Source organism: Gordonia sp. YY1 (assembly GCF_009872315.1).
Classification (GTDB): Bacteria; Actinomycetota; Actinomycetes; order Mycobacteriales; family Mycobacteriaceae; genus Gordonia; species Gordonia amicalis.
In genome coordinates this window covers 409,152-433,518 of the sequence record NZ_WXYI01000003.1, presented here as the reverse complement: position 1 = coordinate 433,518, position 24,367 = coordinate 409,152, and the positions used below count along the sequence as shown (strand labels likewise).

The window sequence follows — 24,367 nt, the reverse complement described above, 5'->3', positions numbered from 1 at the left end:
GGGGAGGTGGAACCGCGTCGACGCGTGCTGCGTCGAAGTTCCGTGGTCGACCTCAACGAGCTCATCATTCGCCAGGACGGCGTGCTGACGACGTCGCAGGCGCACGCGGCCGGGCTGAGCCGGTCCGCGATCAGCCGACGCCGGGCAGCGGGGGACTGGACCGCGGTTGCGCCCGCTGTCTACCTGGTCTCCGGCCATCATCGTTCGGCACGGGCGCAGGCCCGGATCGCGGTGCTCTCCGTCGGCGACGACGCCGCGCTCGGTGGGATCGCGGCGTGCTGGTGGCTGAGGCTGCATCCCAGGGAGCCCGCGAAACATCTGGTGCTCACGCGACGTCGCGGGCGCCACGCGAGGTCGTCGGCGACTGCGCTGGTACGGCACCGTGACCTCGCCGACGAGGACGTCACCGTCGAAGACGACCTCCGCGTCACCAGGCCCGCGCTGTCCGTCCTCGACGCGGCAGTCGATCTCGGGATCGGCGTCCTCGACTCGGTGCTGCTCTCCGAGGACGTGACGCTCGCCGACCTCCGGGCCGCACATGGCCGATACCCCAAACGCGCCGGATCCGGAGCGGTGTCGAAGTATCTCGATCAACTCGAGGACGGGACACGCTCTGAGGCTGAACGCCTGACCGCTGGACTGTTCCGTCGTGAGGGCATCGACGGATGGACGGCCAATCTGCCGGTATGCGGGTACCTGCTCGATTTCGCGTTCACGCAGGCCAGGCTCGCCGTCGAGATCGATGGCTTTGCGTTCCACCGCGACGCCGACACATTTCAGCGGGACCGGACCAAGCGCAATGCGCTTATCGCCGACGGATGGACAGTCCTGAATTTCACGTGGGCGGACCTGACCGAACGGCCGCAGCAGGTCGTCGAGGCAGTTCGGAGTGCTCTACTGCGGGCCGCTTCGTGATGACGTTGCGTTCTGTCCCGGTTGCCGGGACAAAACGCAACACCGATCTCGGTCAGAAGTCCCCGTTGTGCTTCCGCAACGACTGGATCGCCCCGACCAGGCCGGCCATCTCGTCGTCGGTCATGCCGACGTCGGCGAAGACCTTCTCGTTGAGGGTCTTGGTGGCGTCCTCGACGGTGGAGCGGCCGAGGTCGGTGATCTCGACGAGGGTGGTGCGCCCGTCGGTCGGGTGCGGGACACGTCGGACGAGGCCGCCTTCCTCGAGGCGACGGATCGCATGGGTGACGCTCGTGACGTGAACCTGGAGACGGTCGCTGGCCTTGGTGATGGGCAGTGCGCCCTGGCGTGAGAACGCCAGCAGCCGAAGGAGTTCGAACCGGGAGAAGCTGAGATCGAACGGTCGCAACGTGGCCTCGACGCGGGCGAGCAGGATCTGGTGCGCGCGCATCACCGAGGTCACCGCGACCATGCCGTCGGCGACGTCGCCCCACCCGGCCTGGGTCCAGTTGTCCCGTGCCTCGGTGATGGGATCGAAGTCCATGCTGCGCCCTGCCATGATCACCACCCTAATCGGCCTGCGGCGTCGCCGATCGACGGCGCGCCAACCGTCGATCACGGCGTACCTGGCCGCGACGGGGTCCGCCCGGCGGGGTAGTGGGCGGCGAGGAGCAGCAGGGCCAGTCCGTGGACCTGAGCCCTGCGCGAGCGGGATGCCTCCGCCGGGTCTGGCGCACGCGGTCGGTGCCTGCCCGGTAGAGGCCGGTTCGGCGACTGCGGCGCAACGGTCGGCACGCGGTGAACCGAACGGGGGACAGCGTGATGACCAAAGGCACCCGCCGAGTGACAAAGGTCCTACGGAGCAGCGCGGCAATGTGGTTGCCGCAGATGTACATGCGTCTGGGTCGTTGTAGTTTCCTGGAACGACACCGTCTGAATCGAGACCTTCTGTCGCGGTTGAGAATCTAAGTGGAGATTGAATATCGAAATGGTCACGGCGTCGTTAGTCAAATTATTCATACCCATTAGCTACCCAATCTAATGAGATTGACGATATGCGCACTCTGGGCGATTTGTGCTTATTAACCGTCTTCCGGTGTCGCCTGAAACCACCTCCCCGACAAACGGTTTCGGGACCGTACCCCCGGGTTTGTGAATCTGGATCCGAATCTGTTTCTGCGGCAGTGGAGATGCAGAAATCTGCGCGGATAACAGGCGGTCAGGGCAATGTCATCCGATTGGACCAATTGCCGAATGTCATCATTTCGAGACCTTGCCATCCTGGTTCATAACGGGCGGTTTGTCTTCGCGGAAATCGTTGTGGCGGAAAGTTTCGCGAGAGTAGGGTCCGTTCTTGTCGAGGGGGCGACAACTATCCAGGGGGGCCACTTTGCCCGGTCTCGTGTCAGGCGCGGGATTGGCGATTTGTGGTCTGAAGATTCCGCCAGGGCTCTGCCCCCATGCCCGGCGAATGCAGTCGATGAAGACGCATGGGGAGGCCGCGTTGACCATCTCAGAGAGAAATTTCGAGTCAACCTTCGACGATGAGTCGGGCGCTCGGTCACGGGTCGGCACCCTGCCCCTGTCCGCAGCGCAGCGGGGAATCTGGTTCGCCCAGCACGTGGCAGGTGACCTGCCGATCTCGGTGGCGCAGTACGTGGAGATCGAAGGTGAACTCGACACCGGTGTGCTGGAAGACGCCGCGCGGACGACCGGACGAGAATTCGGTTCCGGGTACCTGCGGTTGATCGAGGTCGACGGCGAGCCGCGGCAGTACGTCGACGCGGCCCACAGCGCCCCGGTGTACACCGTCGATCTGCGCGGGGAGCCCGACCCGGTCGAGACCGCACATCGCCTGATGTCGGAGGACTACTCGCGGCCTCTGGATCTGCTCGTCGACCATCTGATGACGAGCATCGTGTACCAGGTGGGGACGAACCACTACTTCTGGTACCTGCGTGCACACCACATCGCCCTCGACGGGTTCGGGGCGGTCACGATGGTCCGGCGCATCACCGAGCGGTACAACGCCGGCATCCGAGGCGAGGCCCCACCGCCTTGCACGGCAAGCGATCTCGCCGACATCATCGAGCAGGACGCGTCATATCCCGGCTCGACCCGCTACGAGAACGACCGGAAGTACTGGAGCGAACACCTCGAGGGTGCCCCGCCGGTGGTCAGTCTCGCCGGCCGACTCGGCAAGCCCACGCTGCATCCGACCCTCGTGAGCACCCCGTTGCCCGACGAGACCGCCCGACTCCTCGACGACGCCTCGCATGACGGCGGGGTCACGCCGGTGATCGTCGCGGCCTTCGCCGCCTACCTCGCCCGGATGACCGGGAGTCCCGAGGTCCTTCTGGGTCTGCCGGTCTCGGGCCGGCATTCCGCCGTCCTCCGTCGCTCGGGTGGCATGGTGGCGAATGTCGTGCCGCTCCGGGTCCCGGTCGCGGGGCACACGCTCAGCGAGGTCGTCACCGCCGTGAAAGGCGAGCTGCTGAGCGCTCTCCGGCGGCAGCGGTACCGCCAGGAGGACATCTTCCGTGACATGGGGATCGCCCGCGACGAGGCGTCCTCGTTCGGTCCGGCCGTGAACCTGATGATGGTCGACAGCGAGGTCGTGTTCGGCGACGTGGTGGGACGCCTGCACGTGCTGACGTCCGGGCCCACCTCGGATCTGTTCGTCAACATCTATCCCGGTGCGGGGCACGACAGCACGCACATCGACTTCCAGGGAAACCCCAACGTCTACACCGCTGCCGAACTCGCCGACCACCACCGCCGGTTCCTGATGTTCCTGCACGAGTTCCTCGGCGGTCCGCCGGAGCGCCAGGTGGGTCTGCTCGACCTGCTCGACGATCACGAACGCGCTGCGCTTCTGCCCGTTCGTGGTCCGGAAGGTGTTGCGCCGCGGCTTCTTCCGGACATCCTCGCCGAGAGCGTGGCTCGTCACGGCGACCGGGTCGCGATCTCGTCGAACGGAGTCCGCCTGACCTATCGGGAACTGGACGCCGTCTCGTCCCGGATGGCGCGCCGCCTGATCGCCCTGGGCTGCGGGCCGGACACGTCGGTCGCGATACTTCTCCGACGGTCCGCCGAGTCCGTCGCCGCCGCGTGGGCGGTTGCGAAGTCCGGGTCTGCCATCGTCCAGGTGGACCCGGACTACCCACGCAAGCGAATCGAGCACATCGTCGCCGACAGCGGCGCCGCGGTGGCCATCTCCGCCGACGAGTTCACCGATCGACTCCCGGAGTCGATGCCCACGGTGCTCGTCGACGGTGACGATTCCCGGGGGGACGAATCCCGAGGGGAGGGCGGTCTCGGGGAGGGGGCCGCCCTCGCCTCGGGCCCGGCGATCGGGGACGGCGACCGCATTCGTCCGCTGCGTGCGGACAACGTCGCCTACGTGACCTACACCTCGGGATCGACGGGTGTGCCGAAGGGCGTCCAGGTCACGCACAACGGACTCGCGAACCTGATCTCCGACCGGTCCGAGGCCTACGGCCTCGACCCGGAGTCGCGGGTGTCCTACGCGCTCTCGCCCAGCTTCGACGCGTCGATGGAACAGCTGCTGACCTGCTTCGCGAGCGGTTCCGCGCTGATCGTCGTGCCGCCGGACGTGATCGGCGGCGAGCGGCTCACACGCCTGCTCGCCGACGAGGGTGTCACCCACCTGACGTTGACGCCGGCGATGCTGGCCACGGTCGAGCCCGAGGAGCTGACCGATCTGCGGGCGGTCATGGTCGGCGGCGACAAGACCGCGCCGCGCATCGTCGAACTCTGGACGCGGCGCGCGCGGATGATCAACGAATACGGACCGACCGAGGCGACCATCACCGCCGCAAGCGGGGTCCTCGACCCTCCCGAGGGTCTGACGGCCGGCCGGCCGGTGCGCGGCGCGTCGATGGTGATCCTCGACCCTGCGTTGCAGCCGGTCCCCGTCGGCACCGCGGGCGAGTTGTATCTGACCGGACCGGGTCTTGCGCGTGGCTACGCGAACCTGTTCGCGCAGACCGCGGACCATTTCGTCGCGAACCCCCACGGCCGGCCCGGGGAGCGGATGTATCGCACCGGCGATCTCGCACGGTGGGTCGGAGACGATTCTGCACTGTCGCTCGAACTGTTGGGACGCACCGACTTCCAGCTGAAGATCCGTGGGTTCCGGATCGAGCCCGGCGAGATCGACGCGGTTCTCATCGGTCACCCGGACGTCGAGGCGTCGATCACCGTGCCGGTCCGCAACAACTCCGGCGCAACCGTCCTCGCGTCCTACGTGACGCCCGTCCGCGACCACCGGATCGATGTCCCGGAGCTGGGCCGATTCGCGCGCGAATCGCTTCCGCCGCACATGGTCCCGGCGGTGATCACCACGCTGGACGCCCTGCCGCTCAACCCGTTCGGCAAGGTCGACCGGAAGGCACTACCCGCTCCGGTCTTCGCGTCCGCGCGCACCGGACGGCCTCCGTCGGCGCCCGGGGAATACCGACTGGCACAGCTGTTCTCCGACGTCCTCGGGGTCGACGAGGTCGGCGCCGACGACAGCTTCTTCGTCCTCGGCGGCGACAGCATCTCCTCGATCGAGCTCGTCGCCCGCGCCAAGGCCGCCGGACTGGCGTTCTCGACCCAGGACGTGTTCGAGTGCAAGACCGTCGCGGCCCTGGCGGTGCGGGCCACCGACTCAGCCGACGACGACGCCCTGCAGGAACTCCCCGGGGCGGGCGTCGGATCGTTCCCGCTGGCGCCGATCATGCACGCGATGCTCGACCGGGGGCACATTTCCCGTTTCGCCCAGGCCGCCCTCGTCGAACTCCCGGACGACCTCGACCGCGCCGACCTCGTTCGTGCACTGGGCGCCCTCGTCGACCGTCACGACATCCTGCGCGCGGTACTGCGCGACGTCCACTCGGGCGAGAGGTTCGTCGAGGTGCGGGAACCGGGCTCGGTCGACGTCGACTCCACGCTCGCCGAGGTGTGGCTCGACCGTCGCGACGCCGACGAGATCGACCAACACCTGCAGGCCGCGGCCGATCTCCTCGACCCGACGGCCGGGTTGCTGACGCGTTTCGTGTGGATGCGGGACCGTGGCGGTGCGAAGCCGGATCTGTTGTGGCTCGTCATCCACCACCTTGCCGTCGACGGGGTGTCGTGGCGAATCCTCCTGGGCGACCTCGCGATCGCCCACGGTCAGATCGCGGCGGGCGCCGACCCGCAGCTCAGCCCGCGGACGACCTCCGTGCGGCGCTGGGTCCACGGCCTGGTCGAACGGTCCTCCGGCCGTACCGCCGCCGAACTCGACCTGTGGTCGGACATCCTCGCGGCCGGTGACCGTCCGCTGGGTGCCCGCGCGCTGGACCCCGATCGCGACGTCACCGCCACCGCGGAACGCGTGCGTGTGCGCCTACCCGCCGACGTCACCGAGTCGGTCGTCACCACCATCCCCGGCCGGTTCCACGGCAGCCCCAACGACCCGCTGCTCGCCGCCCTGGCACTCGCGCTGGCACGCTGGCGGTCTCTGCGCGGTGAGGCATCGGGCAGCGAACTGATCGCGCTCGAGGGGCACGGTCGTGAGGAGTCCGCGGTCCCCGGTGCCGACCTGACCGCGACCGTCGGTTGGTTCACCTCTCGCTTCCCGGTCCGCCTGGACCTGGCCGGCATCGATCTGGACGACGCCTTCGCCGGCGGGGCAGCCGCCGGCGCGGCGATCAAGCGGGTGAAGGAACAACTGCGCGCGGTGCCCGACAACGGCATCGGCTACGGCATGGTCCGGCACCTGGACCCGGTGGGCTGCAACGAACTCCAGAACCGTCCCGAACCGCAGATCAGCTTCAACTACCTGGGCCGCGCGGGCACCCGGGATCTCGTGGGACCGTGGACGCCGTCACGCGAGTTCGACGCGCTGGCCGGGACGGCCGACCCGTCGATGGCGTTGCCGGCCATCCTGGACATCAACGCGATCGCCGAGCCGGGTCCGGACGGACTCGAACTCGACGCCGTGTTCGAATTCGCCTCGCTGGTGCTCGACCGCGCCGAGGCCGAAGAACTGTCGCAGCTGTGGGTGCAGGCTCTCGAGGCCTTCGCCCGACTCGCGCAGGCCGATCACGTGGGCGGTCACACCCCGTCGGACTTCCCGCTCGTCGAGACCACCCAGGAGGAGATCGACGGCTGGCTGCGCGACCACCCGTCGATGGTCGACGTCTGGCCCTTGACCGCCCTGCAGGCCGGACTCCTGTTCCACGCCACCTTCGACGGCATCGACGCCAAGAACAGCGCCGGAGGCATGAGTGGCGCCGACGGCTACGTCGTGCAGGCAGAGGTCACCCTCGGCGGGTCGGTCCGGCCGGAACGGATGCGGCAGGCGGCGCAGGCGCTCATCGACCGCCACGACAGTCTCCGGGTCGCCTTCGTCGAGACCCGCTCCGGTCCACGCCAGATCCTGCTGCGCGACGTGCCCGTCGACTGGACCGATTCCGACCTCACCGGCATCGTCGACGCCGAGGAGCGGCATCGTGAGCTGCGCCGGCTGATCACCGAGTCGGCGACCCCCTTCGACCTGTCGCAGCCGCCGCTGGTGCGGTTCCACCTCATCCGCGTCGACGACGACGAGTTCCTGCTCCTGCTGACGAACCACCACATCGTGCTCGACGGCTGGTCGATGCCGCTGCTCGTCCACGACCTGCTCGCGCTGTACATCGCCGACTCGGCGGACGGCGGAGCGGCCGGGCTGCCCGCACCGCGGTCCTTCCGGGAGTACCTGCAGTGGTTGGATTCTCAGGACCATGAGGCGACGACGGCCGCGTGGGAGGAGATGCTGGCCGACATCGAGAGCCCGACGCGACTCACCGGCAACCCGGACCGGGTCGCCGCGGACGACGTCGCGCAGGTCGACCTCGATCTCGACGTGGCCACCACCGACGCGGTGCTCGGACTCGGCCGCGCCCACGGCGTCACCCCGAACACCGCCATCCAGGTGGCGTGGGCACTGCTGCTCTCCGCCATGACCGGTCGGTCGGATGTGGTGTTCGGCAACACGGTCTCCGATCGGCCGGCGCACATCGCGGGCATCGAGCGGATGATCGGCCTGTTCATCAACACCCTGCCGGTGCGGGTCCGGCTCGATCCCGACGAGACCGTCACGGAGTTGCTCACCAGGGCGCAGGCCCAGCAGGCCACCATGCTCGAGCACCGCAACATCGGGCTCGCCGAACTCCAGCGCGCCGCGGGGATGGCCGACATCTTCGACACCGCCACGGTTCTGGAGTCCTATCCCATCGACGCCGAGGGGGTCGCGGGCGCCCTGGCGGATGCCGGGTTGCGGTGGAAGGGCATCGTGGCGCACGACGCCACCCCGTATCCGGTCAGCCTGCAGGTCACCCCGCCCCGACCGGTGACCGCCGGACGGGGGGCGGGCGATCCGGGCCGCTACGAGCTGATCCTGAAGTACTCCGCCGATCGTCTCGACGCGCAGAGCGCGTCACTCCTGCTCGAACGTTTCGCGATGCTGCTGGGGCAGATCGCGGCGGACCCGGGCCGGAAGGTCGCGGCGGTCTCTCCCTGCTGGGACACCGAACGGGCCGCGCTGTCCCGCGTCGAGGGTCCGCCGGCCATGACACCGCGGACGCTCCGGGGCATCCTGTCGGACACCGCGCGCCGCCACCCCGACATGCCGGCCGTGCGTTCGGGAGAGGGCACGCTGACCTACCGGGAGCTCGACCGACGGGCCGACCGTGTCGCCCGTGAACTCGTGCGCCGCGGCGCCGGACCCGAGGGGTTCGTCGCGCTGGCGCTCCCGCGGTCGGTCGAACTGATCGTCGCCATGTGGGCGGTGGCCAAGTCGGGAGCAGCGTTCGTCGCCCTCGATCCCGGCAATCCCGCATACCGCCTGGCCGAGTTGCTGGCCGACTCGCACTGCACGCTCGGCATCACGGTCGAAGAGGTCACGAAGAACCTCCCGGATTCCGTCGACTGGCTCGTTCTGGACGCCGCCGGACAGGCGGATGACGAAGGGGCGGAAGCGGACTGGTCGACGACCACGGTGGAGGCCGACAGCAGTGCGTACCTGATCTTCACTTCCGGATCGACCGGACGGCCGAAGGCGGTCCACATCGATCACCGGGGCCTGCGAGACCGGGTCACCGAACTGGGCGACTACTTCGGCGTGCAACCGGGTTCGGCAGTGCTGCAGGTGTCGTCTCCGGGCTTCGACGCCTGCGTCTCCGAGGTGCTGCTCGCGCACGGCAACGGGGCATGTCTGGTGGTGGCGCCCCAGGACGTCTACGGCGGAACCGATCTCGAGGAACTGGTGCGGACCGAGGAGATCTTGTGCGCGATCATCACCCCGACCGCCCTCAACACCATGGACCCCGCACGCGTGCCGTCGCTCACGACGATCGCGGTGGTCGGGGAGGCGACCGGCGCGGACATCGTGAACCGTTGGGCCCCCGGACGCCGGCTGATGAACCACTACGGCCCCACCGAATGCACGATCTGGGCCACCGCGGCCGACGACCTGCAGCCCGGACAACCGGTGACCATCGGCGGGCCGGTCCGCGGGGTGTCTGCGGTGGTGCTCGACGCATGGCTGCGGCCGGTGCCGGTCGGCGTGTCCGGCGAACTGTACCTGGGCGGACCGGGTCTGGCCCGCGGGTACTTCGACCGTCCCGACCTCACCGCATCCCGGTTCGTCGCCGATCCCCGGTCGGCGACCGGCGAGCGCATCTACCGCACCGGTGACCAGGTGCGGTGGATCCGAGGACGCGGCGGACTCGAACTGGACTATCTGGGACGCAACGACCAGCAGGTCAAGATCCACGGTCTGCGTATCGAGACCGGCGAGATCGACGCACATCTCGCGCGGCACGACGCGGTCGCGCAGGCCGTCACCCTGGTCCAGCCGGGACCGGCGGGCCGGCCGGTCATCGTGTCCTATGTGGTCGGCACGCCGGGGGAGCAGCTCGACGTGACCGCGCTGCGCACGGACCTCGCGGAATCCCTGCCGCGCTACATGGTGCCGACCGTCATCCTCGAGTTGCCGGCGATGCCGGTCACCCGCACCGGCAAGGTTGATCAGAAGGCGCTCCCCGCGTGGGACTTCCGCGCCGAGAGCGCCGGCGGTCGAGAGCCGTCAACCCCCACCGAGAAGCTCGTCGCCCGGCTGTTCGCCGAGGTCTTGGACGTCGACACGGTGACCGCCGACGACAATTTCTTCGCCCTCGGCGGCGACAGCATCGTCTCGATGCAGCTCGTGGCACTGGCGAAGTCGGTCGGACTGACGATCACCGGCCGCCAGGTCTTCGAGGCGAAGACGGTCGCCGCGCTGGCGGCCCTCGCCGACCTCGACGGCCCCGAGTCCGGCGACCCCGCTCGAGCAGTCGAGACCGACGTCGCACCTCTGGAGAACCGCGATGCGCTCTCCGACAACGACTTCGGGGATGTCTGCGACTCCGATGCGGAGCTCCTCCACCATCGCTACCCGGATCTGGCCGAGATCTGGCCGCTGTCGCCCACGCAGGCCGGCATCCACTTCCATTCCACGCTCGATCCCGACGCTTCGGACAACTACACCGTGCAGTCGACGATCCGGCTGTCGGGGTACCTCGACGGCGCGCGGTTGCGTCGTGCCGCACAGGCGCTCGTCGACCGTCACGACATCTTGCGCGCCGGTTTCGTCGAGACCTCCCGGGGCCCACGCCAGGTCGTGGTCGGGCACACCGACGTCGCCTTCCGCGAGATCGACCTCACCGGCCGGTCCGCCGACCGGGCCCGGGAGGAAGCCGAACGCATCGCCGCCGAGGACGCCGCCGCGGGGTTCGACCTGAGCATCCCGTCGCTGATCCGGTTCACCCTGGTCCGTCTCGAGGCCGAGGCGTTCGCGCTGCACATCACCAATCACCACGTGATCCTCGACGGTTGGTCGATGCCGCTGCTCATCGGTGAACTCCTCGAGTTCTACGGCGAGCCGGAGCGTATCGACACGGCCGGCTCGGCCCCCTCCTACCGCGACTACCTGCGCTGGCTGGCCGAGCAGAACCACGACGCGTCCATCGCGGCGTGGACACGGGCCTACGCCGACGTCGACGCGGCGACCCGCGTCAGCCGGAACGGTGCCGCGATGTCGGGAGATCGGGCCGGCGAGGTCGGCGCGGAGTTGCCCGCACAGGAGTTCCTGCGTTTGCGCTCCGTGGCCGCCGATTCCGCGGTGACCGTCGGTACCGCGGTGTCCACGGCATGGGCACTCGTCCTGCGTGTGCTGACCGGTGAGACCGACGTGATCCTCGGTTCGGCCGTCGCCGGACGCCCGCCGGAACTGCCGGGGGTCGGCCAGGCCCTCGGGATGTTCCTGAACACCGTCCCGGTCCGGGTCCGGCTCGATCCCTCGACGTCGTTGCGGGAGTTGCTGGTCGAGGCCCAGGACCACAACGCCGAACTGCTCGACCACCACTACGTGGGCCTTCCCGCCATCCACCGCGCGGTGGGGCTGGCCGACATGTTCGACACCGCGCTCGCCTTCCAGTCCTTCCCCCTGCGCGAGTCGAGCCTGCAGGAACTCGTCTCGTCGGCGGGTCTCCGCGTCGACGGGCTCACCGGCGTCGACGCCACCCCGTACCCCCTGAGTCTGGTCGTGGCACCGAAAAACGATGCGGGGGAGGGCGAACCGGGCCTGTCCATCACCCTTCGCTTCCGCCGTGACGATTTCGACCCCAGCCGGGCGCGGGAGATCGTCGACCTCTTCGTCGAGTGCCTGTCCCGGATCGCCGACGACCCCGACGCGCGCCTGGGCATGCTCGCGCATGTCGGCGGCGAGCGGGATCGGCCGGCGCCGCTGCGGGGTCACCACCCGGAGACGTTGCCCGACATCCTCGCCGCATCCGTCGCCCGCCACCCCGACGCGATCGCGGTGACGTGTGGCGCGTCGGTGTCGTACCGCTGGCTCGACGAGCGGTCGAACCGAATGGCCAGATTCCTGTTGCGCCAAGGAGTCCGGTCGCACGACGTGGTCGCCTGTGTGTTGCCGAGATCGCTCGACGCGGTCGTCGCCCTCTGGGCGGTGGCCAAGACGGGTGCGGCATTCCTGCCGGTGGACCCGACCCTGCCTGCTGAACGGATCGGATACCTGCTCTCCGATGCCGATGTCAGGCTGGGTCTCACGCACGCCGGGACCGCTACCCTGGACGGTCCCGGCGTGCCCCCCGGCGTCGAGTGGCTCGAACTCGACGACGAACGGCACCTGTGCATGCTCGACGCCGAAGCCGCCGAGCCGATCAGCGATGTGGAGCGGGGCGGTCCGATCCGGATCGCACAGACCGCCTACGTGATCTACACCTCCGGTTCGACCGGCACGCCGAAGGGCGTGCTGGTCAGCCACCGCGGCCTGGCGCGGCTCGTCGACGCACAGCATCGCATCCTCGACTGCGATGCCACGTCGAGCGTTCTGCAGGTGGCCTCACCGAGCTTCGACGCCTCGGTCTTCGAGATGCTGATGGCGCACGGTTCCGGTGGGCGCCTCGTCGTCTCGCCGCCGGATGTCTACGGCGGCCCCGAACTCGCCGAGCTGATCCGTCGGGAACATGTCTCCCACGTGGTGGTGACGCCCTCGGCTCTGGCGACCGTGCCCGATGCGGGACTCGACACGCTGCGTGTCCTCGCGACCGCCGGCGAGGCCGTCGGCCCCGAGCTGATCGCGCGGTGGGCGCCGGGACGCGCCATGATCAACCTCTACGGCCCCACCGAATCCACCATCTGGGCCACGGCCAGCGAACCGCTCGAACCGGGTGGCCGGGTGACGATCGGCCGCGCGGTCGGTCCGGTCGCCGCAGCCGTGCTCGACACCTGGATGCGCCCGGTGCCCCAGGGCGTCGTCGGCGAGCTGTACCTGTTCGGACCCGGACTGGCCGACGGCTATGTCGGGAACGCGACGACGACCGCGGCCCGGTTCGTCGCGTGCCCGTTCGGTGACACCGGCGACCGGATGTACCGGACCGGCGACCTGGTCCGGCGCACCGTCGACAACCAGCTGGAGTTCCTGGGACGCAACGATTTCCAGGTCAAGATCCGCGGTACCCGGATCGAGGTCGGGGAAATCGACGCGCTCCTCGGCGGTCGCTCGGACGTGGCGTACGCAGCCACAATCGCCCGCAGTGACAACGGGATGCCGCGGACGCTGGTGTCCTACGTCGTGCCGGTACCGGGTGCGGAGTGCTCCGGCGACGACCTGCGGGAGTCGCTGTCGCAGCGGCTGCCCGCATACATGGTCCCGGCCGCGGTCGTCGTACTCGACGAGGTCCCGCGCACACAGACCGGCAAGCTGGACCGGAGCCGGTTGCCCGCACCGGTGTTCGCCGCAACGGAGTTCCGGGCACCGTCGAATCCCGCGGAGTCCGCGGTGGCCACCGCCTTCGAGGAAGTCCTGGACATCGCTCGGGTCGGTGCCGACGACGACTTCTTCGCCCTCGGCGGCGATTCGCTGAGCGCGTCGGTGGTCGCCGCGCGAGTGGGTGCGGCGTTGGGCGTCCGTGTCCCGGTGCGCGCCCTGTTCGAGGCGCCCACCGTGTCGAGCCTGGCCGCGCTCGCCGGATCGCTGCACGAAGGACAGCGGGCACCGCTGATCCCGGGCCCGCGACCGGAGCGCCTCCCGCTGTCGCTGGCGCAGCAGCGCATGTGGTTCCTGAACCGGATGGAGCCGGAATCACCCGCGTACAACATCCCGGTGATCCTGAAGCTGGCCGGACACCTCGACATCGCGGCGCTGGAGGATGCGCTCGCCGACGTGATCGGCCGGCACGAGGTGTTGCGGACGATCTACCCGGACGACGCCGGTGAGCCGCACCAGCTGGTGCTCGACCACGTGGCAGCAGCGGTGGAGATCCGGTACGTGCCCGAGAGCGCCGTCGAAGACGCGGTGGGCGAGTTCGTACGTCGCGGCTTCGACGTGACCACGAGGGTGCCGATCCGCGTGGGACTCCTGCGCATCGGCGAGCCCGGCACCGCGGTCGGCGGTCCCTTCCTGGACCAGGCCGGAGAGTTCCTGCTGATCCTGGTCGTGCACCACATCGCAGGTGACGGACAGTCCATGGCGCCGCTGGCACGGGATGTGATGTCCGCCTACGCAGCCCGGCTCGCCGGACAGGAACCGGCCTGGGAACCGCTCGAGGTCCAGTACGCCGACTACGCGCTCTGGCAGCGTCGGGTGCTCGGTGAGCCCGACGATCCGCAGTCCCTCATGCACGCGCAGCTGGACTACTGGCGGTCGACGCTGGCCGAGATCCCGGATGTGCTGGATCTCCCCACCGACCGTCCGCGACCTGCGGTGGCGAGTCTGTCCGGCGGCCACGTCCCGGTGGAGATCGACGCCCGGCTCCACGGCCGCCTGCTGGAACTGGCGCGATCGCGGAACGCGTCGCTGTTCATGGTCCTGCACGCCGCGCTGGCCACGCTTCTCGGCCGCTTGAGCGGTGGCGACGACATCGTCGTCGGGACCCCCGTCGCCGGCCGCGGCGAGCCGGGACTCGAACCGCTCGTCGGCATGTTCGTGAACACGCTCGCGCTGCGCACATCCCTCGACCGCGATCAGTCCTTCGCCGGACTTCTCGGCGAGGTCAGGGACACCGACCTGCATGCCTACGAGCACGGCGACGTCCCGTTCGAGCGGATCGTCGAGGAGCTGAACCCACAACGCTCGACCGCACACCACCCGTTGTTCCAGGTGGCGCTCGCCTTCCAGAACCTCTCCAAGGTCGACGTGCAACTGCCCGAGGTGACCGTGTCGCGGGTGCAGGCCGACACCGGTGTCTGCCAGTTCGACCTACAGCTCGTGGTCGCCGACGCCTACGGCGAGAACGGTGCGGCGAAGGGCATCTCGGGCGCGATGATGTTCGCGCACGACCTCTTCGACCCGGAGACGGTCCAGGGCTTCGTCAAGCGTCTGTGCCGGATACTGGAAGCGATCGTCGACGATCCGGAGACACCCGTCGGCGAGATCGACTGGCTCGACTCCGCGGAACGCACCGACCTGCTCTCCCGTGTCGGACGGCCGCGGCTCCCCGGTGACCAGGCGCCGCCCTCATCGGTACTCCTGCCGGAGGTCTTCGCCGCTGCGGTTCGGCGGAACCCGCACGGGCCGGCGGTGGTCGCCGGTGGCGTCGAGCTGTCCTACGCCGAACTCGACCGACGCTCGAATCGATTGGCACGGCACCTCATCCGACGGGGTACGGCACCCGAACAGCCGGTCGCCGTCGCGGTCGAGAGGTCCCTGGACTCCGTCATCGCCTGGTGGGCCGTGGTCAAGTCCGGCGCCGCCTACGTGCCGGTCGACCCGCACTACCCGACCGCCCGGATCGGTCAGATGGTCACCGATTCCGGTGCGACGCTGGGTATCACGACGCTCGGCGCACGCGCCGGACTACCCGGGACGATCGACTGGGTCGTCGCGGACGATCCCGCCGACGCCGCGCGCATCGACGCGCTGGACGACGGCGAGGTCGGACAGGCCGAACGGATCCGGCCGGTGCGCGCAGCGAACACGGCCTGGGTCGTGTTCACGTCCGGATCGACCGGGGTGCCCAAGGGCGTCGCGGTCACCCACGCCGGGGTCGCCGACTATCTGTCCTCGCTGTTCGTCGATCCCGCGAGCGGACCCGACTCCCGGGTCCTGCATTTCGCCTCGCCGTCCTTCGACGCATCCCTGCTCGAGATCCTGCTGGCGATCAGTTCGTCGTCGGCACTCGTGGTGGCGCCGACCGACGTACGAGGCGGCAGCGAACTCGGCGACTTCCTCCGCAGCCGACGCGTCACCCACGCGTTCGTGACCCCCGCGGCGCTGGCGTCGGTCGATCCCGCGGGTCTCGACGACCTGCGAGAGGTGATGTCCGGCGGCGACGAGGTGCCGACGGACCTGATCACCCGGTGGGTGGGCGACGATCCGGCCCGCGCACGCCGATTCCGAGTGCTGTACGGCCCCACCGAGGCCACGATCGTCGCCACTGCGACCGAGCCGCTGAAGGCGGGGGAACGGTCGACGATCGGTACCCCGATGGCCGGGATGCAGGCCCTGGTCCTGGACGCGCGGATGCAGCCCGTCCCGGTCGGCGTGGCAGGCGAACTCTACCTGGCCGGTCCGGCGCTGGCCCGTGGCTATCTGAACCGGCCCGGCGTCTCGGCATCGCGTTACGTGGCCCATCCCCACGGTCGGGCCGGGGAGCGGATGTACCGCACCGGTGACGTCGTCCGCTGGAATGCCGCCGGATCGTTGGAGTTCCTGGGACGCAACGATTTCCAGGTCAAGATCCACGGCTTCCGGGTGGAGCTCGGCGAGATCGACGCCACGCTGGGGGAGCACCCCGGGGTGTCGTTCGCGGTGACGGTGCCGCGCCGCGACAGCGGGGTCGGCATGCGGCTGGTCTCCTATGTGGTGCCCACTCCCGGTGAGGTGGTCTCGGGCGAGAAGCTGCGTGCCCTCCTCCTGGACTCGCTGCCGCCGTACATGGTCCCGGCCGCGGTCATGGTTCTGGACGAGATCCCGTTGACGCCGAGCGGGAAACTCGACCGCAAGGCCCTTCCCGCACCGCTGATCACCACCCGGCGATTCCGCGCCCCGGCGTCCCCGGTGGAGGAGATCGTCGCGGGGGTCTTCGCCGAGGTCCTCGGGATCGAGGGCGGGGTCGGTGCCGACGACGACTTCTTCGACCTCGGCGGCAACAGTCTCGCCGCGACCCGTGTCGTGTCGAGGATCGGCGCGGCCCTGGGCACCAACGTCGGCGTGTCGATGATCTTCGAGGCGTCGACGGTGTCGAAGCTGGCGGCACGGGCCGAATCCCACACGGCCATCGGCCGGATCCCGTTGGGATCGCTGGAACGACCCGCACGCATCCCGCTCTCGTACGCGCAGCAGCGGATGTGGTTCCTCAGCCGGATCGAACCCGACTCGCCGGCGTACAGCATCCCGATCGTCGTACGGCTGTCCGGACGCCTCGACGTCGACGCCCTCCGGTCGGCCGTCGGAGACGTCGTCGACCGTCACGAGATCCTGCGCACGGTCTACCCCTACGTGGATGCCGAACCCACGCAGGTGATCCTGCCGCCCACCGGTGACCGTGTCCCGGTGGTCGTCACGTCGGTTCCCGAATCGGAGATGCCGCAGGCGATGTCCCGGCTGCTGGCCAGGCCCTTCGACGTGACGTCGGAGGTCCCGGTGCGGATCAGCCTGTTCTCGCTCGGCGACGACGAGTGGGTGCTCGCGGTCGTCATCCATCACATCGGTGCCGACGGTTCGTCGTTGACGCCGCTCGCCCGCGATCTGATGAACGCGTATGCGGTCCGCACGAACGGTGGGGAACCCGGTTGGGAACCGCTGCCGGTGCAGTACGCGGACTACGCGCTCTGGCAGCGGGTGGTCCTCGGTGCAGCCGATGACCCCGACTCGCTCCTGCATGCGCAGATCGACTACTGGACCAGGCAGCTGGCCGACGCGCCTGCGCTGCTCGAACTGCCCGCCGACCGCACGCGGCCGCCGACACAGTCCTACACCGGCGGCAACGTGCCGCTGACCGTCGACGCCGATCTGCACGCCGCGCTGCAGCAGGTCGCGCGTGCCCACAACACCACGCTGTTCATGGTCTTCCACGCGGCGCTGGCGGCACTCCTGGCCCGGCTCGCGGCGACCGACGACGTGTCGATCGGCACCCCGTACGCCGGGCGAGGCGAGCGCGAACTCGACGATCTGATCGGCATGTTCGTCAACACCCTGGTCCTCCGCACACAGCTGCGGCCGGGCATGTCGTTGCGGGAACTGATCGACGACGTACGAGACACCGATCTGGCGGCCTTCGGCCACTCGGACGTCCCCTTCGAGCGACTCGTCCAGGAGCTCAACCCGGTCCGGTCCGACGCCTACAACCCGCTGTTCCAGGTGATGCTCGCGTTCCAGAACACCGCCTCGGCAGACATCGAACTACCGGAGCTGTCGGCGTCCGCCGTCGAGCCGGACACCGGGATGTCGCTGTTCGACCTGCAGGTGACGGTGTCGGACACCTACGACGCGAGCGGCGCGCCGGCCGGTCTCCGAGGCGGGATCACCTTCGCCACCGACCTCTTCGACGCATCGACGGTCGCCGGCTTCGGCGAACGCCTGATGCGGATGCTCACCGCGCTCGCCGAGGATCCCGCGCGAGGAGTGCACGAGGTCGACCTGCTCGACGACTCGGAACGGGACGCGGTCCTGGTGCGGTGCAACGAGACCGCCCACGCGATCGATCCGACGGCGACGCTGGCGTCGCTCTTCGCCGATTCCGCGGTCCGGTTCGCCGACAGCCCGGCGATCACCGCCGGCGAGACCGTCCTGACCTACGCGGAGTTCGCCGGCCGCGTCAACCGGCTGGCCCGGTGGCTCGTCTCCCGCGGGGTCGGCCCGGATTCACTGGTGGCGCTGCGGATGCGGCGTTCGCTGGACCAGGTGACCGCGATGTACGCGGTGCACGCCGCCGGTGGAGCGTACGTCCCGGTCGATCCCGATCATCCGGCCGAGCGGATCGACTACATGCTGGAGTGCGCCGACCCGGTCGTGGTCCTGACATCGCTCGACGGCGTCGAACTCGACGCCTTCGACGATGCGCCGCTGACCGACGACGACCGGCTCGGTCGGCTGACACCGGACCATCTCGCCTACGTCCTGTTCACCTCCGGTTCCACCGGAAGGCCGAAGGGCGTCGCCGTGTCGCACCGTTCGGTGGTGAACCAGGTTCTCTGGATCAGCGACGAGTACGAGCTGAACGTCACCGACGTCGTCCTCCAGAAGACGCCGGCCACGTTCGACGTCTCGGTGTGGGAGCTGTTCGCCACCCTCGCGGTGGGAGCGCGCCTCGTGATCGCGCGGTCGGACGGACACACCGACACCGACTACCTCGCCGACACGATCGCCCGGGAGCGCGTGACCATCACCTCGTTCGTGCCCTCGATGCTGGCGGTGTTCGCGGGCGCCGCGACCACCGGCTCGTTGGATTCGCTGCGGGCGCTCCTCGTGGCGGGCGAGGCCTTCGGCCCGGACGTGGTCGCCGCGGCGCGGCGGATGCTGCCCGGGGTGGAACTGCACAATCTCTACGGTCCGACGGAGTTCACGGTGCACGCCACCGCGTATGCCGCGCATCCCGACGACACCGGGGCCGTGCCGATGGGCAAGCCGGTGTGGAATGCCCGTGCCTACGTTCTCGATTCGCGGTTGCAGCCCGTACCGACGGGCGTCACCGGCGATCTGTATCTGTCCGGGACCCAGGTGGCTCGTGGCTATCACGGACGAGCCGGCCTGACCGCGGAACGCTTCGTACCCGACCCGTTCGCGCCGGGGGAGCGGATGTACCGCACCGGCGACCTCGTGCGCCGCCGGCCGAGCGGGGATCTGGAGTACCTGGGCCGCAGCGACTTCCAGGTGAAGCTGCGTGGCCTGCGAATCGAGCTCGGGGAGATCGAGGCGGTGTTCGCCGAACACCCGAAGGTCGCCCGCGCGGTCGCCACGGTCACCTCGACCGACACCGTCGAGTTCCTCGCGGTCTACCTGGTGCCCGCGACCCCGGGCATCGACTCCCCGGACGCCGCCGACTTCGACACCGACGAGGTGACGGCCTACGCGTCGACGGAACTGCCGGGGTACATGATGCCCACCGCGGTGCTGGTGCTGGACACGGTGCCGCTGACCGCGTCGGGCAAGCTCGACCGCAAGCGCCTGCCGAAGCCGGCGCTGAACACCGCGGAGTTCCGCGAGCCGTCGACCTGGCTGGAAGGTGAGATTGTCCGCACCTTCGAACACGTCCTGGGGGTGCCACGGGTGGGGGTCGACGACGACTTCTACGAACTCGGCGGCAACTCGCTGCGGTCGGTCCAGGTGGTCAACGACCTGAAGAGCGAACTGCACATGGACATCCCCGTCCGGTGGATGCTGTCGGCGTCGAGTCCGGCCGATCTGGCCCGGCGGATCGAGGACGGGATGGGCAACGGCGAAGGCACCGGCGAATCCATGGAACTCGACGCGCTGCCACCGCTGGGGTTCGACGTCCTGCTGCCGATCCGGCCGGGCGGTGAGAGGCCGCCCCTGTTCTGCGTTCATCCCGCGTCCGGGCTCTCGTGGGCCTATCACACCCTCGGCCGGCACCTCGCGTCCGGACGACCGGTGTACGGCCTGCAGGCACCACAGATCGGTGGCGAGAAGGACGGTCCCACAACCGTGGCCGGGCTCGCCCGCCGCTACTTCGACGAGATCCGCACCGTGCAGCCGCACGGGCCGTACCACCTGATGGGGTGGTCGCTGGGCGGCACGATCGCGCACGCGGTCGCCGCGGAGATGCGGGCAGCAGGGGAAGAGGTCGCGCTGCTCGCGATGCTCGACACCGAGGCCGACGCGGTCGACACCGAGGCGATCACCACCATCACGGCCGGTGAACTCATCAGCAACCTCGGACCGGTCCTCGGCATCGACTTCGTCAGCGCCGACGCGACCGCGGAGGAGGCGGCCGAACAGATCGCCGCGCGTCTCGGCGGCGGACTCGGCATCGACGCCGAATCCATCGAGAACCTCACCGAGGCGTACAACATGCTGATCCGGGCGACCGGGGACTGGCAGCCACCCGTCGTCGACGTCGACCTGCGGTACTTCACCGCGGTCCGCGACCGTCGTGCGGACGCGGTGGGGCACGACGGATGGGCACCGTATGTCCGCGGGAACATCTCGAACGTCGACGTCGACGTGCACCACCTCGGGATGACCGAGAACGAGGCGATCATCCGGATCGCCGCGATTCTCGACGAATACATGACTCGCGAAAACGGCCACGAGGACGGCCGTTCCGGGTCTAGCGTTTTTCAACAAGGGGAGATTCACCATCCAGAAATGAGGTAGTCCATGAGCAGGTCAGGGACTTCGACCGAGCTACACCGAATGCGCTTCCAGGGCTTGCGCGTTCGACGCCCAGCGGTCGTACTGTTGGGATGTGCGATGGCCGCGTCGTTCGCGGTGACCGCACCTGCCGACGCAGCCACTCCAGGGGCCGGGCCGCCGACACCGGACCTCGCCCCGGCGGGGATTCTCGCCGGGGCCCCGCCGATCGGGAGGTTGCCGGACCTTCGTCCGGTGTCCCAGGTGGTGGTGTCGAAGGCCGTTGGCGGGAACCAGGAGTCGGTCGTGACGTCGACCTGGCCGCGGGTTCTGCCGGGTGATGTGTCGGTGCATCCGACGCCGCTGGGGCCCGCCCGTCGGGTCGCCGATCGAGCGGCCGGAACCGGTGACGTCGTGCGTATCGGCAATCTCGAGCTACGTCGCCCCAGCGTCGTGTCCCGGCAGCTGGCCGGGGACATCAGTGCCGGCTCGGGTGAACTCGTGGCGGGTATCTCCGACGTCCTGCGCAGCAACGGGGTTTCGGTGGCTCGTGCGGACAAGGTCGCCGAACAGATGGTCGGCGACGCCGCGGTCGGTGGTGTGATCGGCGCCGGTGTCGCGGCTCCGCTGGCCTTGGCCGTCGGCGGTGTGGTCGGTGGTGGACTCGGACTCGTTCTCACACTTCCGCTTTGGCCTACCGGTCTCGTCGTGGGTCCGCTGGTCGGGACCGCTGTCGTCGCCACTCTGGTCGCGCTGCCGGCAGTCGCGGCCGGTGTCGCCATCGGAGCGGCGCACGGTTACGACAAGGGGTGGAAGGTGCCGCTCAACCGGAAGCCGGCCACGCGTCCCCAGCCGACGTCGGTCTCTCTCGACCGGGCTCCGGCCCAGGTGGCCCCGCCGGTACCGGCGACCGCCATCAGGCAGCTGACCCCGGTGTCCGCCGTCACGCGGTCGGCCCCGGTGCCCGCGGTTCGGCGCGTGACGCCGACGCCGGCGGTGAAGAGGATCGCGCCCGCCCAGTCCGCCCGTCGCGATGCGGTGCCGTGTTCGCTGCTGCGGATGGCGGAGGTCGCGTTACAGGGAGGTGTGGTCGGCAGCTGCTGATCGGACCAGAGCAACGACCCTGGCGCAGTGACCTACTGCGCCAGGGTCGTTCTGCTCTCCGCTGGGCCGTCGGCCGGTCAGGGCCGGTGTTCGGTCAGCATCCGGATCGCGCCGACGATCGTGCCGACGAGACCCTCGGCGGTGTGGCTGCCGAGCTCGCCGCGCTGTTCGTCGGCGCGCATCATGATGACCGACTCCACGAGGCGGAACGGCAGCAGACAGCGCTTGTCCGCCGGATCGCCCAGCGCCGCGGACGTCAGCGCCGCATAGGCGGCGGCGAGTTCTTGTCGCGCGGAGCGGAATTCGACGAATCGGGGTTCGCCCACCTCGGGTAGCAGATAGAGCGCGCCGAGGTTCCAGCGTGCGCGGGCGAGCTGTTCCACGTCGAACCGGGCCAGTGTGAGCAGCCGATCCAACGCCGGTCCCTCGGTGTCGAGCAGAGCGCGGGCCTGTTCGACCGAGGCGAGCACGGTCGTCTCCAGCAGGTTCGCGAGGATGTCGTCCTTGGTGCCGAAGTAGTGGTACATCGATGCCTGACGGATGCCCACGGCCTCGGCGATCATCCGCGTCGATGTCCCGGTGTAGCCGTGGCGCGTGAAGAGCTCGGCGGCGGCGTCGAGGATCTCGTCGCGGGCGGTCTCGCCCCGACGTCTCGACGGCACCAGGCGTGGGCGCCCGGGACCGCCGGATGTGGTGGCCGAGCGCGTGCCGGTCGCCATGATTCCTCCTGCGTTGGTGGATGTTCTCGACCCAGTGGACCATGTGTGAGCGACTCCGGAGGCCGTTGCGATACCTCGACCTGCATCGATTAACGCACTCGTTACGCCCGTTTTCGCGGTCGGAACAAAACTGTCAACCGCAAGAAATGTGCGTTCGCTTATCTGTCAACTGACAGATTCGCGCTCGACGAGGAGCTCCTCGACAAGAAAGAACGCACCATGACCTCAACCCCGGAAACGGCTGTCGCGCCACCGGCCACCGCGCCGGCCGGCGACCTCGACGCCGACGACCTCTCCGAATTCGGTTACGAGCAGCAGCTGCACCGCTCGCTCGGCAAATTCGCCTCCTTCGCCGCGGGCTTCTCGTTCGTCTCCATCCTGACCACGATCTTCCAGCTCTTCGGACTCGGCTTCGGATTCGGTGGACCGGCGTTCTTCTGGACCTGGCCGATCGTCTACGCAGGCCAGTTCCTGGTGGCCCTGTGCTTCGCGGAGATCGCTGCGCGGTACCCGATCTCGGGTGCCATCTACCAGTGGTCCCGGCGCCTGGGCGGTGAGGTCATCGGCTGGTTCGGTGGATGGTTCATGATGATCGCGCAGATCGTCACCGCCGCCGCGGCGGCCATCGCACTGCAGGTGGTCCTGCCTGCGGTGTGGACGGGCTTCCAGATCGTCGGTGACGACCCGACGCTCACCAGTACCAGCGGTGCGGCGAATGCGGTGCTGCTCGGGTCGATCCTCCTGGTGATCGTCACCGCGATCAACTGTGTCGGCGTCACCTGGATGAGCCGCGTCAACAGCATCGGCGTCATCTGCGAACTCGTCGGCGTCACCGCGGTGATCCTCGCGCTGTTCACCCACGCCCGCCGCGGCCCCGACGTCGTCTTCGACACCGGCGTCCCCGGGCAGCAACCCGGCTACATCTGGGCGTTCATCGTGTCCGGCCTGATGGCCGCATATGTCATGGTCGGCTTCGGTTCCGCAGGCGAGCTCGCCGAGGAGACCCGGGACCCGCGACGGGTCGCACCGCGCACCATCCGGATGGCTCTGACCGTCTCCGCCGTCGGCGGTGGACTGATGCTGCTCGGTGCGCTCATGGCAGCGCCGACGCTCGGTGAGGAACTCGCGACCGGCGGACTGCCCTACGTCCTGGATTCGGTGCTCGGCAGCTTCTGGGGCAAGGTCCTGCTGTGCGACGTCGCGGTGGCGATCTTCATCTGCACCCTCGCCATCCAGACCGCGTGCTCGCGACTGATGTTCTCGATGGCCCGCGACGGCCGGCTCCCGTTCTCCGCGCAGCTGTCCCACGTCAACCGCCGCACCGGTACCCCGATCGCGCCGTCGATCCTCATCGGTGTGCTCTGCATCGGCATCCTGCTGGTCAACGTGGGCAACTCCGCGATCTTCGCGACCCTCGCCAGCGTCTGCATCATCCTGATCTACCTGGCCTACCTCGCGGTCACCGGTCCGATGCTCTACCGCCGGTTCCAGGGCTGGCCGCACCGGGGCGGCGTCGACGCCGGCGGCAAGAAGCTGTTCAGCCTGGGTCGCCTCGGGATCGTCGTCAACGCTCTCGCGGTGCTCTACGGAGCGCTCATGGTGATCAACCTGGCCTGGCCACGCGCCGAGGTCTTCGATCCCGCGGGCGAGATGCCGATCCTGCGCTGGGCCGGACCGATCTGCATCGCCGTCACCGTCCTCGTCGGGATCGCGTGTTTCCCACGCGGCAAGGAACATCCGAAGCCCGTCACCTTCCCCGCTTCCTGAACAACTCGGAGGAGTC

General features: G+C 69.2%; 6 protein-coding genes. 4 read left to right on the top strand and 2 right to left on the bottom strand.

The genetic code is table 11. The annotated features are described in order from the left end of the window. The first annotated feature begins 42 nt into the window (after positions 1-42). Entirely contained in the window at positions 43-915 is an 873-nt protein-coding gene (locus tag BPODLACK_RS07050; RefSeq protein WP_006436949.1) for a type IV toxin-antitoxin system AbiEi family antitoxin domain-containing protein, read from the top strand. 52 nt (positions 916-967) lie between these two features. On the opposite strand, the gene BPODLACK_RS07045 is transcribed toward BPODLACK_RS07050, so the two are convergent. Continuing rightward, the gene (locus BPODLACK_RS07045; protein ID WP_006436948.1) at positions 968-1,471 is read right to left on the bottom strand and encodes a MarR family transcriptional regulator; all 504 of its coding nucleotides are present in this window, start codon (positions 1,469-1,471) and stop codon (positions 968-970) included. Between the two features lie 945 nt (positions 1,472-2,416). Between BPODLACK_RS07045 and BPODLACK_RS07040 the strand changes: the two genes are divergently transcribed. Both BPODLACK_RS07040 and BPODLACK_RS07035 read left to right on the top strand, forming a co-directional pair. Then, positions 2,417-20,785: an amino acid adenylation domain-containing protein gene (locus BPODLACK_RS07040; RefSeq protein ID WP_159404979.1), complete on the top strand. Its 18,369-nt coding sequence runs from the start codon at positions 2,417-2,419 to the stop codon at positions 20,783-20,785. 96 nt (positions 20,786-20,881) lie between these two features. After that, on the top strand, positions 20,882-21,865 hold the full coding sequence (locus tag BPODLACK_RS07035) for a hypothetical protein (RefSeq protein WP_159404978.1): 984 nt from the start codon (positions 20,882-20,884) through the stop codon (positions 21,863-21,865). A 77-nt stretch (positions 21,866-21,942) separates the two neighbouring features. On the opposite strand, the gene BPODLACK_RS07030 is transcribed toward BPODLACK_RS07035, so the two are convergent. Further along, positions 21,943-22,584, bottom strand: coding sequence for a TetR/AcrR family transcriptional regulator (locus tag BPODLACK_RS07030; RefSeq protein ID WP_159404977.1), 642 nt, complete (start codon positions 22,582-22,584; stop codon positions 21,943-21,945). 219 nt (positions 22,585-22,803) lie between these two features. Here BPODLACK_RS07030 and BPODLACK_RS07025 point away from each other — a divergent pair, with 219 nt between their 5' ends. Further along, positions 22,804-24,351: an amino acid permease gene (locus BPODLACK_RS07025; protein WP_159404976.1), complete on the top strand. Its 1,548-nt coding sequence runs from the start codon at positions 22,804-22,806 to the stop codon at positions 24,349-24,351. Positions 24,352-24,367: the final 16 nt, after the last annotated feature.

Coding starts and splice junctions, on each gene's coding strand:
- BPODLACK_RS07030 (WP_159404977.1), bottom strand. CDS start 22,584: ATGGCGACCGGCACGCGCTCGGCCACCACATCCGGCGGTCCCGGGCGC.
- BPODLACK_RS07045 (WP_006436948.1), bottom strand. CDS start 1,471: ATGGCAGGGCGCAGCATGGACTTCGATCCCATCACCGAGGCACGGGAC.
- BPODLACK_RS07025 (WP_159404976.1), top strand. CDS start 22,804: ATGACCTCAACCCCGGAAACGGCTGTCGCGCCACCGGCCACCGCGCCG.
- BPODLACK_RS07035 (WP_159404978.1), top strand. CDS start 20,882: ATGGCCGCGTCGTTCGCGGTGACCGCACCTGCCGACGCAGCCACTCCA.